This is a genomic window from Methylobacterium sp. WL12, assembly GCF_008039475.1.
Taxonomy (GTDB): domain Bacteria; phylum Pseudomonadota; class Alphaproteobacteria; order Rhizobiales; family Beijerinckiaceae; genus Methylobacterium; species Methylobacterium cerastii.
In genome coordinates this window covers 20,154-36,657 of record NZ_VRUW01000005.1, presented here as the reverse complement: position 1 = coordinate 36,657, position 16,504 = coordinate 20,154, and the positions used below count along the sequence as shown (strand labels likewise).

Genomic DNA, 16,504 nt, shown 5'->3' with positions numbered 1-16,504 from the left:
GGCGTGCTCGGCGCGGCGTCCAACTCAAAGGCTGAATGGATCGATGCAGGCTGCGCATCGATCGGCGGTGGGATGACGATGAACGACGTGGATGGGGACCGGGCTTGAGCGGACGGTACGGGCTGGAGATCCGGGCGGCCAACGCCGCCGACGCGCCGGGGCTCGCCGCCTTGATCGGCGCGGCGGGGCCGGGAATCGCGGTGCGCACCCTCGTCGAGCGGATCGAGGCCCTGCGCGGCCGCGACGGCGCGGCCCTCGTCGCGGTCGAATGGGGGCCGCCGGGCGGCCTCGTCGTGCTGCACTGGTACCGCACCCTCGTGGCCGAGCCGACCGCGCAGATCACCACGCTCCTCGTCGCCCCCGACGACCGTCGGCGCGGGCTCGGGCGCCTGCTGCTGAAGGCCGCGGCGCAGGCCGCGCGCAGCGCCGGATGCGACGGGCTGGAGATGCTGCTGCCGCCGGACCGGCCGGACCTCGAAGCCTTCTGCGCGGCCACCGGCTTCGTCGCGGCCGGCACCCGGATGACGCGGCCGCTGCGCAAGAAGGGCGGCGAGCGCTGAAGGAGGGCGCGGAGCTCAGTGCACCGTCGCGCCTTGGTCCGGGTCGATCTCGACCGCCTCGGCGAAGGGGAATTCCAGCACGATCTCGCCCTCCACGTCGGTGACGACGAGGTTGGCTGTCATCAGCCGGGCTTGGTCCCGGCCGACGCCGAGCGCCGCCAGGACGGTGTCGCGGGCGGTCTCCCAGGCCGCGTCGGCGTCCGGCAGCTCGGCGCCGTCCGGGTCGGTCACCCAATCGTCGCCGATCCGTGTGTTGAAGAAGTAGCGCGGCACGGTACAGGCTCCTGGACGCATCGGGGCTTCACGCAGGCGAAGCGGGATTTCGGAGCAAGACATGGTGAAGCGCAGCCGCGCCGCAACGCCGGGCGAGGCCGGCCGGCTCGCGACGTGGTCGCCGCGCGCGGCGCTGACCACCGCACTCGTGCTCGCGTCGCTCGCGGGCGCCCGCGCGCAGCCGGCGGACGTCTCCGACGCGCGGGCGCTGGCGCTGGTGCGCGGGCACCGCACGCACGGCTTCGTCACCGTCGGCCAGAGCCTCGCCTACGCCGAGCGGGCCCGGCCCCAAAGCTTCCGGCTGGCGCGGGCCCGGGTCGAGCGGCGTGCGGGCGAGCCGTTCACCCGCGTCCGCCTCTGCTATTGGCTCCGCCCCGCCGGACGCCCGGCCGAGCCGGCTTGCGGGATCGACTACCTCGTCAGCGACGGCCCGCCCCATGTCGAGGTCGCCGAGGCCTTCGGAGGCCTCGGCCGCGAACTCGAAGCCGGCCGCGAACGCTTCGTGCGCGCGCTGGACCGCGAACTCGACCTCCGGCGCGATCCGGCCGCGAAGGCGCTCGACGACGCGCTGGCGCCGTTCGACCCCTACGACCGCCGGTAGGGCGGACGCCATCGTCTTCACGCATCTCGCCACGTCTCCCGAACGGGAGAGGGGGGGGCGCGCCGCGCCGTGCTCAGCGCGATCCTGGAAAGGTCACGCCCCTCATCCTGTCCTTCTCCCCCCGGGAGAAGGGACCCGCGCTTGAACCCCGGCCCCTGAGCGGGATCTGCGACCCCGGCCTCGCGGCGTCCGGCCGCGCTGCCGTCGTGGCCCCGCCCCCTATCTCCTAAGAAATCGCAGGAGGACCGTTCCGTGCCCGACGAGACGCTGACCGTCTATTACGACGGGGCCTGCCCGCTCTGCCGGGCGGAGATCGGGCATTACCGCCGCTGCCGCGGGGCCGATCGCATCGCCTTCGTCGACGTGGCGCCCGACGGCGCGCCCCTCGGGCCGGACCTCGACCGGGCGGCGGCCCGCGCCCGCTTCCATGTCCGCGACGCCGACGGCCGGCTCCGGTCGGGGGCCGCCGGGTTCGCCCGGCTCTGGAGCGCGCTGCCGGGCTGGCGCTGGCTCGCGGGGCTCGCGCGGCTTCCGTTGGCGATGCCGCTGGCCGAGATCGCCTATCGCGCGTTCCTGCCGCTGCGTCCGCGCATCGCCCGCCTTCTGGTGCGCAACCGTTGAGAACCCGTCGCCGCGCTTGATCCCGTGGGCCGCGGCCGAGAAGGTAGGGCATGGCTCGCAAGCGCATCCACCTGACCACCGACATCCTCGCCGACGCCCTGCACCGGCTCGGGATCGCGGCGGCCGCGGTCGATCGCGAGGCGTTGCGCCGGGCGTTGGGGCTCCCTGAGCAGGACGGGTTCGTCGAGGACGCCGCCGTGGCGGCCGCGCTCCGCGACGGCGACGCGCGGCGGGCCTTCACCGAGGGCGGCGTCGCGGCCCTGCGGCTCGCCCTGCCGGCGCTCCGGGCCGAGCCGGCGCGGGACGGCGCCCTCGCCTGGCATCTCCGGGTGAGCCTGCCGCTCCTCGACGACGGCCGCCTCGACCTGCGCCTCGACGCGCCGCCGGGCGAGGCGGCGGCCGAGATCCTGGAGGAGATGGCGCTCGGCAACGATCCGGCCTGGCGGCTCGACGACCTGCGGGCGGCGCTTGCCGAGACCGCGGCCGGGTTCGCGCGCACGCTCCACCGGACGGTGGCGCGCCTGCGCGACCAGATCCGCGACGACCTCCACGAGATCGGGGCGGACGCGCCCACCTACATCGCCCACCTCGACCGGTCGCTGCGCGCCCGCGTCTTCACGCCCTCCCCGAACCTCGCCCACGCGATCCTCGACACCCTGAAGACCGTGCGGACGCGGGCGAAGGTGGTGGCGCGCGAGGAATCCGGACGGCGGCGCCTGCGCGACCGGGTCGGGTTCGGCTCCTACATCGACAAGTTCGTGCCCGCCCGCCGGCTGAACCGGCGCATCGTCTTCCACATGGGCCCGACCAATTCCGGCAAGACCTACGCGGCGCTCGAAATGCTGGCGAAGGCGCCGACCGGGACCTACCTCGCGCCGCTGCGCCTGCTCGCGCTGGAGAACTACGAGGCCCTGCTGGAGCGGGGCCTGCGCGCCGGCATGGTCACCGGCGAGGAGATCCTGGGCGAGCCGGACCCGAGCCACACCGCGCGCACCATCGAGACCGCTGACCTGCGCCGCCCGGTCGAGGTCGCGGTGATCGACGAGATCCAGATGCTGTCCGACCCCGACCGCGGCTGGGCCTGGACCAACGCGCTGTTCGGGATTCCGGCGCGGACCGTGATCGTCTGCGGCTCGGACGACGCGCTCTCGCATGTCCGCCGCGCGGCGGAGGCCGCGGGCGAGTCGCTCGACGTCGTGACCTTCGTGCGCAAGACCCCGCTGGTGGCGCTCGGTGAGCCCGTTCCGCTCGAATCCGTGCAGCCGGGGGACGCCGTCGTCGCCTTCTCGCGCCGGGCCGTGCACGAGAACCGCGAGGCGCTGGTGGCGGCCGGGCGCAGCGTCGCCACCATCTACGGCGCGCTCTCGCCGGAGGTGCGGCGGGCGGAAGCCGCACGGTTCCGCGACCGCGAGGCCGAGGTGCTGGTCACCACCGACGCGATCGGCATGGGCCTGAACCTCGGGCCGCTCAAGCGCGTGATCTTCTCGGCCGTCGCGAAGTGGGACGGCACGGCGACCCGCCCGCTCACCAACCCCGAGATCCGCCAGATCGCGGGGCGCGCCGGCCGCTTCGGCCATCAGGACGAGGGCCACGTCTCGGCCACCGACGACGCCGGCCTCGGCCCGATCCGCGACGCGCTCGCCGGCGCGCCGACGGCGCCCGCTGCCGACACCCGGTTCTACGTCCGGCCGGACCTGATCGCGATCGAGGCGGCGGCGGCCGAACTCGGCACCGAGGCGCTCGCCGAGGTGCTGACGCACTTCTCGCGCGCGACCTTCTACGACGGCTCGCCGTTCCAGCCCTCGGCGATGGAGGAGGCGCTGGCGGCGGCGCGGGCGGTCGACAAGGCGCACCTGCCGATCCGCGAGGCCTTCGCCTTCGCGGTCTGCCCGATCGACCGGCGCGACCCGGCCTCGACCGCGGTGCTCGACCGCTGGGTCCAGGCGCGGGCGGCGGGCGCGCCCGTCCCGGCGTTGCGGGCCAACGTCGGCGGCGAGCTCGAATACCTAGAGCGGACGGTGAAGCTCGCCGCCGCCTACCTCTGGCTGGCGCGGCGCTTCCCCGACACGTTCGACGAGGCGGAGGCGACCAAGCTGCTGCGCGGCCGCGCCAACGCCGCCATCGAGCAGACCCTGCGCGAGACGGCTTCGCGCAACCTCGCGGCGCGGACCCGGCCGCGCGTGCCGCCCTGACCGCTGCGGCGTCCTCCCTCCCCTGCGGAGGCTTCCTGATTCACACAGGCCTGGTTCTGGCGGTTCGCTTTGCGCGCATCCCCTCGCCCCGCATGGATCTCGGGCTTGCCCGAGATCCGAACCTACCTGCCGAAATCGGGCAGGCCCGACCTCGTCGTCGGCAAAGCGAGGCGGCAGCCGACGGTGAGGGGGCGCCCCCGGAGGAGGCTCCTCCGTCGGCTCCCCCTCACCGCCGCTGCGGCTTCGCCTTCGCTTCCCGCACGGACGACGAGGTCGGTGCGGGCCTCTCCCCGCCCGCGGGGAGAGGGGAACCCGCGCGTCGTCCGAGGCCGTCACGAGAGGCGAAACCCCAATAGCCTGCAGAAGGCGGAGGGAAGCACGCGTCGGAATCGGACTGGCGCGAAACTAAACCTCGCTCGGCACCACCGGCCGAGCCAGCAGCACAGCCGTCGCGATCCCCACCGCCAAAATCGTGACGGCGCAGGTGGCCAGGGCCGCGAACTGGCCGACGCCCTGCAGCGCCGCGCCGAGCACCGCGACGCCGAGCGCCTGGCCGCAGAAGAACGAGAACGCGTGGAGCGCCACCGCCGAGGCGCGGGCCTTGGGGGCGACTTCGGTCACCTGCACCTGGAAGGTGTTGTGCAACATGTAGAATCCGAGCCCCATGGCGACCAGCGCCGCCGCGTCGAGCTGCCAGCGGCCGGCCACGCCGATCGTCGTCAGCGCGGCCGCGCAGACGAGGCCGCCGCCGACCAGCATCCGCTGCATCCCGAGGAACCGGACCAGCAGCCCGACCAGGGCGGAGTAGATCAGCCCGCCGACGGCGAAGCCCGCGAGCGCCAGCCCGGCCTCGCGCGGGCCGCCCTCCCCCCGGGCCTCGATCAGCGGTGCGAGGTGCGGGAAGATGCCGAACACCGCGATCGCCTCGACGAACACCGCCGCGAACAGCACGCGGGCGCGGGGGTCGGCGACGATCGTCCGGTAGCGCGTGAGCGCCAGGCCGAATTCGGGGCGCCGTGGCGGGAGGCGCTGGCTCCGGTCGAAGCCGAACAGCGTCGCGGCGCAGCCGAGCACGGCGACGGCGGCGTTGATCGCGAACACCCCGTGCCAGCCGACCCGCCCCTCGATCAGCCCGGCGAAGGTCGAGCCGGAAAGCTGGCCGAGGATGACCGCGACGAGAAACCGGCCGATCGCCACCTGCCGGCGCTCCATCGGCACCCGGTCGCCCATCAGGGCGAGCGCCAGCGGGATCACCCCGCCGGCGGCCGCGCCCGCCACCATCCGCAGGCCGAACAGCAGGCGCAGGTCCTGGGCCAGGGCGCAGCCGGCGAGCGCCACGACCAGCACCGCGAGGCAGGCGGCGATGACCCGCTCCTTGCCGACCGCGTCGCCCACCGGCCCGAGGATCGGCTGGATCAGCGCGTAGGGCAGCGCGAAGGCGGTCGAGAGCAGGGCCACGGTGTGGGCGTCGCTGCCGAGGTCGCGCGCCAGCACGCCGACCAGCGGCTCGACCGAGCGCCACGCGAAGGTGCTGGAGAAGCCCGCCGCGGCGAGCACCAGGATCAGGCGAGCGATCGAGGCGGTGGAGGCCGTCATGCGCGGTAGCTCGGGAACGCCCGCCGGCGGAGGCCGGAGCGCGGCAGGCCTAGCCGACATCCGCCCGGTTTGCATCCCCGTCGCTGCCTTCGCCGGCGGACGCCGTCACCCGCCGGAGCCGACGATCCGGTCGAGGCGCATGCGCGTGATCGTCGCGATCTCGCTCAGCGCCGCCTCGGCCTCGGTGTCCGCGTCGCGGGCCAGCCTCCGCTCGAACACCTCCAGGATCGCATCCCGGCTCCGGCCGCGGACCGCGATGATGAACGGGAAGCCGAATTTCTCGCGGTAGGCCGCGTTCAGCCGGTCGAAGCGGTCGAAGTCGGCGGCGGTGAGGGCGTCCAGCCCGGCGCTGCCCTGCTCGGCGACCGAGTCCGCCGTCATCTGCCGTGCCCGCGCCGCGGCGCCCGCGAGTTCGGGGTGTCCGTTGAGGAAGGCGAGCCGTTCCGCCGCGGGCGCCGCGCGCACGACGGCGACCATCGCCGCATGCAGGGCGGCGACGCTCGCGAACGGCCGGGCCGCGTAGGCGCGCTCGGCCACCCAGGGCGCGTGCTCGAACGTGGCGGCGAGGAGCGCCACGAAGCCGTCGCGATCGAGGGCGTCGACGGTTGCGATGTCCGGCATCGGGTCCACGCGGGCCTCAGCTGCCGCGATAGGTGGTGCAGCTGCCCGGCGTGCACAGCATCGGCACGTGGTAGTGCTGCTTCACGTCGAAGATCGAGAACCGCACGACGGCGTCGTCGACGAACGGCTCGGCGGCGTCGGGCAGCGTCTTGAAGTAGTCGTCGATGTGGAACTCGAGCTGGTACTCGCCGACCTTCGCGTCGGCGGCGGCGACCACCGGGCCGTCGGTGCGCCCGTCGGCGTTGGTGGTCATCGACTTCACGAAGCGCCACGCGTCGCCCTCCCTGATCGAGAGGTCGATCCTGACGCCTGCCGCGGGGCGCCCGCGCTGCGCATCGAGGACGTGCGTGCTGATCCCGGCCATGGTTTTCGACTTTCCTGATGATGGGTCGGAGACGGCGGGGCGCGCTCAGCTTCCGCGGTAGTACGAGTAGCCCCAGGGCGAGAACAGGATCGGCAGGTGGTAGCGCTGGGCGACGTCGCGGATGACGAAGCGCACCGGCACCAGGCCGAGGAAGTTCGGGCTCGGCAGCTTGACGCCGAGCGCCTGGAAGTAGGCCTCGACATGCAGCAGCAGCTCGTAACGGCCGGCCTTGAGCGCGTCGTCCACCAGCAGCGGGTCCGCAGGCCGGCCGGTCGGCGAGGTCGTCACGGTCTTGAGCGGGCGGTAGCCGTCGCCGTCGCGGATCGACAGGTCGCAGACCATGCCGGCGCCGGGCGTGCCGTGGAAGTTGTCGATCGCGTGCATCGTCAGGCGGGGCCCGAGGCCCGCCTGCGAGGTCGGCGCGACGGTGAGCGCGCCGGGCTTCTGCGGCGCGGGCGGGGACGTCTGCGCGCGGGCGCCGGTTGAGGCCGCAGCCATGCCGCCGGCTCCGGCGATGACGAGGGAGCGGCGCGTGAGGGAAGGTCGGTCCAAGGGTTCGGTCCTCGCAGGAGACGGTTCGGGGACGGGGGACGGCGCTGCGGCTCGCCGCTCAAGGCAGGGCCGTCTCGCCGGCGGCGGCCACCGCGCGCGCCTCGGCCTGCCGCCTGGGCGCCGGGGCGGGAATGAACGCCAGGATCAGGATGACGGTGGCGAACTCGAAGGCGGCCACGAGCCAGAGGCCGGTGGAGACCGAGCCCGTGGCCTCCTTCAGGTAGCCCATGGCCGCCGGCGCGCCGAAGCCGGCGAGGTTCGCCACCGCATTGATCAGCGCGATGCCGGCGGCCGCGGCCGAGCCGGCCAGGAACTGCCCGGGGATCTGCCAGAACACCGGGATGGCGCTCATCGTGCCGACGATGGCCAGCGTCAGGGCCGCGAGCGCGAGGTGCGGGCTTCCCGGGACGAGGAAGCCGAGGAGCGCGATCGAGACGGAGCCGCCCAGGGCGGCGAGCCCGCAATGGTAGCGCGCCTCGCCGGTCCGGTCCGAATGCCGGCCGTTGAGGATCATCCCGGCCCCGCCGCAGAGGTAGGCGCCCGACATGATCCAGCCGACGGTCGCCGGATCGGTGAAGCCGGCCTCGCGCACGATCGTCGGCCCGAAGAAGGTGAGCGCGGAGTTGGCCGTGACGATGCAGAAGAAGATCGCGATGCACTGCCAGACCCGCAGGTCGGCGAGCGAGGCCAGGATCCGGTGCTCGCGGGGGCCGAGCGCCGCCGCGTCGCGGGCGAGGTCGGCGGCGACCAGCGCCCGCGCCTCGGGCGCGAGCCAGCCGGCCTTCTCGGGCCGGTCGGTGAGGTAGGCCAGCGTGACGAGGCCCGCGAGGATCGACGGGATGCCCTCGATCAGGAACACCCATTGCCAGCCGGACCAGCCGTTGGCGCCGTCGAGGCCCGTCATGATCGTGCCGGCCAGAGGTCCGCCGATCACGCCGGCGAACGCCGAGGCCGACATGAACAGGCCGAACACGCGGGCCCGCCGCCCGGTCGGATACCAGTAGGTCAGGTACAGGATCACCCCGGGATAGAACCCGGCCTCGAAGATCCCGAGGAGGAGCCGGAGCAGGTAGAAGGCCGGCACGGTGGTGACGAACATCATCGCCACGCAGCAGATCCCCCAGAGGATGGTGATCCGGGCGATGGTCTTGCGGGCGCCGACCCGTTCGAGCAGCAGGTTGCTCGGGACCTCGAACAGGAAGTAGCCGACGAAGAAGATCCCGGCGCCGACGCCGTAGACCGTCTCGCTGAACTTCAGGTCGCCCAGCATCTGCAGCTTGGCGAAGCCGATGTTGACCCGGTCGATCCACGACAGGATCCAGAGGGCCATCAGGAACGGCAGCAGCCGCCACGTGATCGTCCGATACGCAGCCTCGCGCGTCGCGCGCTCGGCCGCGGATGGGATCGTGGGCACGGGTTGGACCAGGGCCGGCATCGGAGTCCGCGCGAGGGACCCGGCCTGCGATCACGGGCGGCGCCGGCCGCCGCGCGGTGCGTCCGGGCGTCGGCGCCCTGGCATGCAACCTTCGAGCCAGGGCGCGGACCGCGTCGCGGCCCGCGCGGCCCTGTTCAGAACACGTGGCGGAGGATGAAGAACAGCACGCCCGCCAGGGTGATCGCCGCCGGCAGCGTCAGCACCCACGCCAGCGCCATGTTGCGCACGGTCGACATCTGCAGCCCGGAGCCGTTGGCCGCCATGGTGCCGGCGACGCCCGAGGACAGGATGTGCGTGGTCGAGACCGGCAGGCCGTAGACCTCGGCCAGGCCGATCGTGCCGGCGGCCACGAGCTCGGCCGAGGCGCCCTGCGCGTAGGTGAGGTGGGTCTTGCCGATCTTCTCGCCGACGGTGACGACGATGCGCTTCCAGCCGACCATGGTGCCCAGCCCCAGCGCCAGGGCGACGCAGACCTTCACCCAGGTCGGGATGTAGCGCGTGCCGTCGTTGAGGAGGCCCGCATAGGCCTTCAGCGTGCCGGCCTCGGCCTCCGAGAAGCTGGCGCCGTTCTTCGGCAGCAGGCGGATCGCGTCGGCGGCGAGGTACATGTCGTTGCGCAGGTTCGAGGTCTGCGCCGCCGGCACCTGCTTGATCGCGCCGTAGTTCTTCACGTTGGCGGCGATGTCGGTGGAGAGCGCGGCCAGCGCGCCGTAGACCGCCGGCTGGTTCAGGTCCTTGGTCTTGAGGGCGTCCGAGACCTGCTTGCGGGCGGCCGCGGCGTCGGGCTGGGCCGTGGTGCCGCCGTGGCCGGCGAACACCGTGCTGGCGTTCTGCGAGGTCTGGATGAAGGCCGGCGTGGTGTCGTCGGCCATGGTGCGGTTGAGGGCGTAGGCGGTCGGCGCGGCGCCGATCAGGATCAGCATGATCAGGCCCATGCCCTTCTGGCCGTCGTTGCCGCCGTGGAAGAACGAGACCAGCGTGCAGGTCAGGATCAGCAGCGAGCGGATCCAGAGCGGGGGCGGCGTGTCGCCCTTCGGCGCCTCGTAGAGGTCCTTGCGCCGCACGGTGAACTTGAGCGCCAGCAGCAGGAGCGCCGCGGCGACGAAGCCGATGAGCGGGCTGAACAGCAGCGCCTTGAACACGCCGAGCGCCTGGGCCCAGTCGACGCCCGAGGTCGCGGAGCCCTCCGGCGCCATCAGCTGGTTGGCGAGCCCGACGCCGATCACCGAGCCGATCAGCGCGTGCGAGGAGGAGTTCGGCAGGCCGAAGGCCCAGGTGCCGAGGTTCCAGATGATCGCGGCGATGAGCAGGGCGAAGATCATCGCGTAGCCGGCGCCGGACCCGACCTGCAGGATCAGCTCCACCGGCAGCAGCGTGACGATGGCGTAGGCCACCGCGCCCGAGGACAGCATCACCCCGAGGAAGTTGAAGGCGCCCGACCAGATCACCGCCACGAGCGGCGGCATCGAGTGGGTGTAGATCACGGTCGCCACCGCGTTGGCGGTGTCGTGGAAGCCGTTCACGAACTCGAAGGCGAGCGCGATCAGCAGGGCGAGCCCGAGGAGGACGAAGGCGCCGATCGCCAGCGGCGACTGGCCGACGGCGTTCATGTCGGCGATCAGGCTGACGACGGCGTAGACCAGGCCCGCCACCAGGACGAGCAGGAAGGCGATGATCCCGCCCGGATGCATGCCGCGATCGAGCGTCGGGTCCGAGGCGCGCCGCGGTTCGGCGCCCACCCGGGGCGGCGTGAGGCTGGCGGAATCGGACATGATGGATCTCGACGGCGATCGGAGTTCGGCCGCCTTCGGATAGGCACCGCGCATGACGGTCCGGTGACGCCGTGCGCACGGACGGCCGATCCGCCCGGGACGGCGCGGTTACGACTCCCCGAAAGCCTGAAGACCGGTCGCGCGCTCAGTGCCTGCGCGGGCGGCGGGGCGCCGTCGCCGGGGTCTTGTCGCGGTTCTCCTCGACGAGCTTGCGCCAGCGGTCCAGGCGATCGGGGTCGAGGGCGCCCTCGGCGATGGCGGCCTGCACCGCGCAGCCTGGCTCGTGGGCGTGGGTGCAGTCGCGGAACCGGCAGTCGGGCGCCAGCTCGGTGATCTCGGCGAACAGCGTCTCGATCCCCTCCGCGGCGTCGCTGACGTGGAGCGTGCGCATCCCCGGCGTGTCGATCACCCAACCGCCGCCCGCCATCGCGTGCAGCGAGCGCGCCGTCGTGGTGTGGCGGCCCTTGGCGTCGTGCTCCCGGATCGCGCCGGTCTCCTGCGGCGCGTCCTGGCCGGGCCCGGCCAGCGTGTTGACGAGCGTCGACTTGCCGACGCCGGACGAGCCGACCAGCGCCACGGTCTGCCCGGGCCCGCACCAGGGCGCCAGCGCCGCCGCGGCGTCCGGGCTGCGCGGGTTGACGCCGACCACCGACAACCCGCGCTGGAGCGCTGCGGCCTGCCGGCGGTAGGCCTCGACGTCGTCGGTCAGGTCGCCCTTGGTGAGGAGGATCACCGGGTCGGTGCCGCCCTGGTTGGCGAGCGCGAGGTAGCGCTCCAGGCGGGCCGGGTTGAAGTCGGCGTTGCATGAGGTGACGACGAACAGGGTGTCGACGTTGGCGGCCGCCACCTGCGGGACCTTGCCGCCTTCGGTGCGCCGCTGCAGCACGGTCCTGCGCGACAGCCGCCGGTGCAGGGTCAGGGTCCGCGGGTCGGCCAGGACCCAGTCGCCGACCGTCACGTCGCCGGTGCTGGCGTGGACGGGCAGGAGCAGCTCGACGGGGCCGGCGGTCGACAGGGCGGTCAGGCGGGAGCGGTGGACCAGGGCGATCCGCATCGGCGCGAATCCGGCTTCGTCCGGCGTGCGCTGGTCCTCGAAGAAGTCGGACCAGCCGAGGCTGGCCGCGCCTTCGGTCGGCAGGGGAGCGCCTGGGGATGACAAGGCCGCGCCTGCGGCCGGGAGGGCGTCGGGATGATCGGTCACGGCTTCAGCCCATGACACGGCGCCGGCCGGCTGACCAGCGAGCCGCGGACCGGCCGAACTCGCCGAGGAGACCCGGCGACCGCCCGCGGTGGGCGTTCCAGCCCCGCCCGACTGAATGCAATATTCTCTCTGGCTGCGAGCGAGTTAATTTCAACGTCCCGACAAATAATGTTCGTTTGCAGGGTGGCGCCGGCTTGCCCTAACCTCCCCGAATGCGGTTTCGCGCGGCCATCCCGTCGCGATCCGTCAAGAATAGAGCCTGACCCAACAGGCGCCGCCGAACAGCGGCAACGAGACCGGAACGGTCGTCGGCAGGGAGAGTGGCGTGAAGAAGAACAAGATCGTCAGCGCCGACGAGGCGATCGCGCTCATCCGCACCGACGACGTCGTCACGACGACCGGCTTCGTGCAGAGCTGCATCCCCGAAGCGCTGCACGCCGCCCTGGAGAAGCGCTTCGTCGAGACCGGCGCGCCCGGCAACCTCACCCTGATCATGACGGCGGGCGCTGGCGACAGCAAAGGGCTGGGCACCGGGCGCCTCCACCACGAGGGCCTGCTCGGGCGGGTGATCGCGGCGAACTTCGGGCGGATGCCGAAGGTGGCGCAGGCCGCCCAGGACAACCGCATCCGCGGCTACAACCTGCCGCAGGGCGTGATCTCGCAGCTCTACCGCGCCTGCGCGGCCGGCCAGCCGGGCCTGTTCTCGAAGGTCGGCCTGCACACCTACGTCGACCCGCGCCACGGCGGCGGCCGGGTGAACACCCTGACGACCGAGGAGATCGTCAAGGTCGTGGAGGTCGAGGGCGAGGAGTGGCTGTTCTACCGGGCCACCAAGATCGACGTCGCCTTCATCCGCGCCACCAGCGCCGACCCGTCGGGCAACCTCTGCGTCTCCAAGGAGGCGCTGACGCTGGACAACCTCGCCCAGGCGATGGCGGCGCGCAACAACGGCGGCATCGTCATCGCGCAGGTGGAGCGCATCGTCGAGCAGGGCTCGATCAAGCCCAAGGACGTGCGCGTGCCGGGCATCCTGGTCGACTGCGTCGTGGTGGCGCCGCCCGAGCACCACCGCATGAATTACGGCGTCCAGCACGACGCGGCGCTCGCCGGCGAGATCCGCGTGCCGGTGACCGGCCTGAAGCGGATGACGCTCGACGCGCGCAAGATCATCGCGCGCCGCGCCGCGTTCGAGCTGCCGCCGAACGGCGTGGTCAACCTCGGCGTCGGCGCGCCCGAAGGCATCTCGTCGGTCGCCAACGAGGAGAAGGTCACCCCCTACATCACCCTGACGACCGAGGCCGGGGCGGTGGGCGGCGTGCTGGCCTCGGGCTCGAGCTTCGGCGCGGCGACCAACGCCGACGCGATCATCGACCAGAACCAGATGTTCGACTTCTACGACGGCGGCGGCCTCGACATGACCTGCCTGGGGCTCGCCGAATGCGACGGCGCCGGCAACGTCAACACCAGCCGCTTCGGCGGCCGGCTCAACGGCTGCGGCGGCTTCATCAACATCTCGCAGAACGCCCGCAAGGTGGTGTTCGCCGGCACCTTCACCTCCGGCGGCCTCGTCACCGAGATCGACGAGGGGCGCCTGCGGATCGTGCAGGAGGGGCGCTCGCGCAAGTTCGTGGCGGCCGTCGAGCAGAACACCTTCAGCGGGCCGTTCGCGCAGGAGCGCCGCCAGCCGGTGCTCTACGTGACGGAGCGCTGCGTCTTCAACCTGACGCAGGCCGGGCTGGAGCTGATCGAGGTGGCTCCGGGCATCGACATCGGCCGCGACATCCTCGCCCACATGGACTTCACGCCGGTGATCGAGAACCCGATCCCGATGGACCTGCGCATCTTCCGCGACGAGCCGATGGAGCTCCTGGCCGACCTCCTGAACCTGAACCTGCCAGACCGGGTCAGCTACGACCCGGGCCGAAACCTGCTCTTCGTCAACCTCGAAGGCTGGCAGGTCCGCTCGAAGGGCGACATCGACGCCCTGCGGCAGGTGCTCGAGACCGCCTGCCTGAAGGCCGGGCAGCGGGTGAACTCGGTGGTCAACCACGACGGGTTCCGCATCGGCGAGAACCTCTACGACGACTACGCCGAGATGATCGAGTACCTGTCGAAGTACCACTACCTCACGACGACGCGCTACGCGACGAGCGCCTTCCTGCGCCTGAAGATGCAGGAGGCCCTGAGCCGCCGCGGCCTCGCCCCGCACGTGTTCGAGCGCCGCTCGGAGGCCCACGCCTTCCTCGAAGCCGCCGAGCGCGAGGCGGCCGCGCAGCAGGCGTTGGCCGACATCGTCCCGTTGCGCGCCGCCAGCTGACCCACGGCCCGGCGGTCGTCCGGGCCGGCTTCGGCCTGAGACCCACGCAGGCGGAACAGGGCCGGTGAGCGCCGGCCCGATCGCGGTCGCGCATCCGCCCGTGGCGGGATGGCATCGTCCGGGTGGACAAGGCGGCCTTTTCACGCTTCCTAGACGGCTTCTCCCGGACGGCCCGCGGATGGCATATCCGGGATGACGGTGGCGGTGGCGGAAGGGTCATGATGGGTCCGGCGAACGAGTATCCTTGGGAGAAGGCCTCCGAGCCGGCGCCGGCCGCCGAGAGCCATCTCGCGAACGTATTGCGGCTGGTCGGCACGTCCGGCGGCAGCGTCGCAGCAGTCCCGGCGCGGCCTTCGCCGTCGCAGGATTGGTCGAAGCTGATCGATTGCGTCCGTCACGCGGCCCATCAGACCCGCGCGGTCGAGGCCGCGGTCCAGAAGAAGGAGATGCACGTCCAAGAGGTTCTCGAACGCGTCCGCGAGGATGTGAAGAGCGCCGGAGAGCGCGTCCGGGCGGCCGAGGCGCGGGTGGTCGAGATCCAGAGCCGAACCGATGCCCTGCTCAGGGCCGCGGACGAGCGGGTGGCTGCGGCGGAGGAGCGGGCGCGCATCGCCGAGGACTGGCTGTCCCGCGTCTACGACACGATCGCGAGCGAGTTCGGCCTGGATCCGGACCTGAAGCGGAGTGCCTGATGGCCCCTGTCGCGCGACGTCCCGCGGCCGCGCCGATGGCGGATGAGCCGGATGTCCGGGCGGCCGAGGCTGGGCGCGGCCGTTCGAGGGTCGCGGCCGATGCGACGGCGGCGAACACGGTCGTTCCTCTGTTCGCGGCTCCGGAGGTCGCGGGCGGACCGCCCGGACCGGGTCAGGTGGTCGATTGGCCGTCGGCCATCGCGCAGATCCGCGAGGCCGGCGCGCACCTTCGCCGGATGCACGACGTCGCGCAGGCGATGTCCCGGCACGCGCGGGCGATGATCCGCCGCAGCCTTGATCAGACGGAGGAGGCCGAGCGGCGAGCCCACACCGCCGAAGCCGCGGCCGTGGCGGCCAGCCTGCGCGCCGACGGGGTGGAGGAGCGGCTTCGGCAGGCCGAGGCGCGGGCGCGGCTTGCGGAGGATCGCGCCGCCATCGCGGAGGCCGCGGAAGCCGAAGCGCAGATCTGGCTCAGGCGAACCTATGCCTGCCTGAAGGCCGAGTCTTCGAGCACCGAGTCTTCGAACACCAAGCCCGCGAACACCAAGCCCGCGAACACCAAGTCCGCGAAGGGCGACACGCAGACCCGGTGAAGCGATCCCGAGGGTCCGGGGCGATCGGCGCCGAGGAGAACCTTCAGGATGCGGAAAACTCGTCGTTGATGATGCCCTGAAGGCGCACGAGCCAGTCCTCGGCGGTCTGCGCCCGCTCTTCCGCGGCGAGGGTCTTCCGGTCCGCATCCGCGGCTCGGGTCCTGGCCGCCTCGCACTGCATCGCCGAGGCGTCCTTCGCGATCCTCGCCTCGGTGAGGGCGGCCTGAAGTTCGGCGACCTCCCGGCGCAACACGACGATCTCGTAGTTCAATGCGTCGATGTCCGCCGCGAACGCCTCGCGTTCCCGCTGGACTTGATACACCAGCTTGTTGGCCTGGATCTGGATGGTCTGCCGCCATGCCTTGAGGCGGTGCATGCCCTCGCTGGCCTGGGCGATGAGCCTGAGCGCCGTTTCGGGATCGAACCCCGCCGATCGCGAAGGCACGTAGAGGACGACGGAGCCGCTCTTTCCGGCCTTCGAATTGTCCGACACCAGGGAATCCGACACAGGCGGGGGGGCTCGCTCAGCCGGCGGCGTCGGCGTGCGACGAATCCGTTTCCTGCGCCTTCCTCTGGCCGAAGGCCGCGAACACCGCATCGTGCAGGCGCACCAGCCAGGCCTCGGCGTCGCCAGCCCGCGCCTCGGCGTCGCCGGCGCGGGTCTCGGCGAGGCGGGCCCGTTCCTCCGCGCGCGCCAACTTCTGTTCCCCGGCCGCGATCTGCTGGTTGAGGCGACGCATCTCCTCGGAGGCCTGCGTGACCACGTGGTTGAGCTGCGCTTCCAGTTCGGCGGCTCTCTGCTCGCCGATGCGGATCGCCTCGCTGGCCTCCTGGATGAGATCGATGGCGGAGGACCATTCGCGCAGGGGGGCGCCGCCCCCTTCGGGCGCGCCCGCCGCCTCGCCGCCCGCCGTGTTCTCGAACGACGGCAGCAGGCTGACGATCTTCTCGCCCGGCTTGCCCGCGTTGACCTGCCACGCGCGCAGCATCATCGCGGACCCCGAAGACGACGACGCATCCTTTTGAGCAGTGTCGGACATGGCGAATTCCCGGATGATCGGTTGGGGATAGAGCCGTTCCTTGTCGCGCTGCAAGCGGGAGCGGCTCTAGGTCT

The 16,504-nt window shown here is 72.4% G+C and carries 17 protein-coding genes; 7 read left to right on the top strand and 10 right to left on the bottom strand.

The window, feature by feature from the left end; genetic code table 11:
* Positions 1-104: 104 nt before the first annotated feature.
* Positions 105-560 (top strand): GNAT family N-acetyltransferase, encoded by a 456-nt coding sequence (locus FV226_RS03585; protein ID WP_147761843.1) that lies wholly within the window; start codon positions 105-107, stop codon positions 558-560.
* Positions 561-575: 15 nt separating this feature from the next.
* On the opposite strand, the gene FV226_RS03580 is transcribed toward FV226_RS03585, so the two are convergent.
* On the bottom strand, positions 576-833 hold the full coding sequence (locus FV226_RS03580; protein ID WP_147761842.1) for a hypothetical protein: 258 nt from the start codon (positions 831-833) through the stop codon (positions 576-578).
* Between the two features lie 61 nt (positions 834-894).
* On the opposite strand from FV226_RS03580, the gene FV226_RS03575 reads away from it, so the two are divergent.
* The 3 genes from FV226_RS03575 (at position 895) to FV226_RS03565 (ending at position 4,247) form a co-directional block, all read left to right on the top strand.
* Positions 895-1,434: a hypothetical protein gene (locus FV226_RS03575; RefSeq protein WP_246691480.1), complete on the top strand. Its 540-nt coding sequence runs from the start codon at positions 895-897 to the stop codon at positions 1,432-1,434.
* 252 nt (positions 1,435-1,686) lie between these two features.
* Positions 1,687-2,055 carry a DUF393 domain-containing protein gene (locus FV226_RS03570; protein ID WP_147761841.1) on the top strand — a complete coding sequence of 123 codons (369 nt, stop codon included), beginning with the start codon at positions 1,687-1,689 and terminating at the stop codon, positions 2,053-2,055.
* Between the two features lie 50 nt (positions 2,056-2,105).
* Positions 2,106-4,247: a helicase-related protein gene (locus FV226_RS03565; RefSeq protein WP_147761840.1), complete on the top strand. Its 2,142-nt coding sequence runs from the start codon at positions 2,106-2,108 to the stop codon at positions 4,245-4,247.
* Between the two features lie 405 nt (positions 4,248-4,652).
* Here FV226_RS03565 and FV226_RS03560 read toward each other — a convergent pair whose 3' ends face one another.
* The 7 genes from FV226_RS03560 to rsgA form a co-directional block, all read right to left on the bottom strand.
* Positions 4,653-5,843, bottom strand: coding sequence for an MFS transporter (locus FV226_RS03560; protein ID WP_147761839.1), 1,191 nt, complete (start codon positions 5,841-5,843; stop codon positions 4,653-4,655).
* Positions 5,844-5,948: 105 nt separating this feature from the next.
* The gene (uraD, locus tag FV226_RS03555) at positions 5,949-6,464 is read right to left on the bottom strand and encodes a 2-oxo-4-hydroxy-4-carboxy-5-ureidoimidazoline decarboxylase (protein WP_147761838.1); all 516 of its coding nucleotides are present in this window, start codon (positions 6,462-6,464) and stop codon (positions 5,949-5,951) included.
* Between the two features lie 16 nt (positions 6,465-6,480).
* Complete coding sequence (gene uraH / locus FV226_RS03550) at positions 6,481-6,828, bottom strand: hydroxyisourate hydrolase (RefSeq protein ID WP_147761837.1); 348 nt, start codon at positions 6,826-6,828, stop codon at positions 6,481-6,483.
* Positions 6,829-6,873: 45 nt separating this feature from the next.
* Positions 6,874-7,380, bottom strand: coding sequence for a hydroxyisourate hydrolase (gene uraH, locus FV226_RS03545; RefSeq protein WP_246691479.1), 507 nt, complete (start codon positions 7,378-7,380; stop codon positions 6,874-6,876).
* A gap of 58 nt (positions 7,381-7,438) precedes the next feature.
* Positions 7,439-8,815, bottom strand: coding sequence for an MFS transporter (locus FV226_RS03540; RefSeq protein WP_147761836.1), 1,377 nt, complete (start codon positions 8,813-8,815; stop codon positions 7,439-7,441).
* Between the two features lie 134 nt (positions 8,816-8,949).
* Entirely contained in the window at positions 8,950-10,587 is a 1,638-nt protein-coding gene (locus tag FV226_RS03535; protein WP_147761835.1) for an inorganic phosphate transporter, read from the bottom strand.
* 145 nt (positions 10,588-10,732) lie between these two features.
* Positions 10,733-11,746 carry a ribosome small subunit-dependent GTPase A gene (gene rsgA / locus FV226_RS03530; protein ID WP_147761891.1) on the bottom strand — a complete coding sequence of 338 codons (1,014 nt, stop codon included), beginning with the start codon at positions 11,744-11,746 and terminating at the stop codon, positions 10,733-10,735.
* A gap of 367 nt (positions 11,747-12,113) precedes the next feature.
* Between rsgA and FV226_RS03525 the strand changes: the two genes are divergently transcribed.
* From FV226_RS03525 to FV226_RS03515, 3 genes are all read left to right on the top strand, one after another.
* Positions 12,114-14,105, top strand: a complete 1,992-nt coding sequence (locus FV226_RS03525) for a malonate decarboxylase subunit alpha (RefSeq protein WP_147761834.1) — start codon at positions 12,114-12,116, stop codon at positions 14,103-14,105.
* Positions 14,106-14,323: 218 nt separating this feature from the next.
* Positions 14,324-14,797, top strand: a complete 474-nt coding sequence (locus tag FV226_RS03520; RefSeq protein ID WP_238272067.1) for a hypothetical protein — start codon at positions 14,324-14,326, stop codon at positions 14,795-14,797.
* A 176-nt stretch (positions 14,798-14,973) separates the two neighbouring features.
* On the top strand, positions 14,974-15,390 hold the full coding sequence (locus FV226_RS03515; protein ID WP_147761833.1) for a hypothetical protein: 417 nt from the start codon (positions 14,974-14,976) through the stop codon (positions 15,388-15,390).
* A 43-nt stretch (positions 15,391-15,433) separates the two neighbouring features.
* Here the strand turns inward: FV226_RS03515 and FV226_RS03510 are convergent, their stop codons facing one another.
* Both FV226_RS03510 and FV226_RS03505 read right to left on the bottom strand, forming a co-directional pair.
* Positions 15,434-15,766 (bottom strand): hypothetical protein, encoded by a 333-nt coding sequence (locus FV226_RS03510; protein ID WP_147761832.1) that lies wholly within the window; start codon positions 15,764-15,766, stop codon positions 15,434-15,436.
* Positions 15,767-15,914: 148 nt separating this feature from the next.
* Entirely contained in the window at positions 15,915-16,484 is a 570-nt protein-coding gene (locus FV226_RS03505) for a hypothetical protein (protein WP_238272068.1), read from the bottom strand.
* Positions 16,485-16,504: the final 20 nt, after the last annotated feature.

Excerpts from the sequence above, each read along its gene's own strand:
- FV226_RS03575 (WP_246691480.1), top strand. The coding sequence starts at position 895 with ATGGTGAAGCGCAGCCGCGCCGCAACGCCGGGCGAGGCCGGCCGGCTC.
- FV226_RS03565 (WP_147761840.1), top strand. The coding sequence starts at position 2,106 with ATGGCTCGCAAGCGCATCCACCTGACCACCGACATCCTCGCCGACGCC.
- FV226_RS03540 (WP_147761836.1), bottom strand. The coding sequence starts at position 8,815 with ATGCCGGCCCTGGTCCAACCCGTGCCCACGATCCCATCCGCGGCCGAG.
- uraH (WP_147761837.1), bottom strand. The coding sequence starts at position 6,828 with ATGGCCGGGATCAGCACGCACGTCCTCGATGCGCAGCGCGGGCGCCCC.
- FV226_RS03560 (WP_147761839.1), bottom strand. The coding sequence starts at position 5,843 with ATGACGGCCTCCACCGCCTCGATCGCTCGCCTGATCCTGGTGCTCGCC.
- uraD (WP_147761838.1), bottom strand. The coding sequence starts at position 6,464 with ATGCCGGACATCGCAACCGTCGACGCCCTCGATCGCGACGGCTTCGTG.
- FV226_RS03520 (WP_238272067.1), top strand. The coding sequence starts at position 14,324 with ATGATGGGTCCGGCGAACGAGTATCCTTGGGAGAAGGCCTCCGAGCCG.
- FV226_RS03510 (WP_147761832.1), bottom strand. The coding sequence starts at position 15,766 with ATGCACCGCCTCAAGGCATGGCGGCAGACCATCCAGATCCAGGCCAAC.
- FV226_RS03535 (WP_147761835.1), bottom strand. The coding sequence starts at position 10,587 with ATGTCCGATTCCGCCAGCCTCACGCCGCCCCGGGTGGGCGCCGAACCG.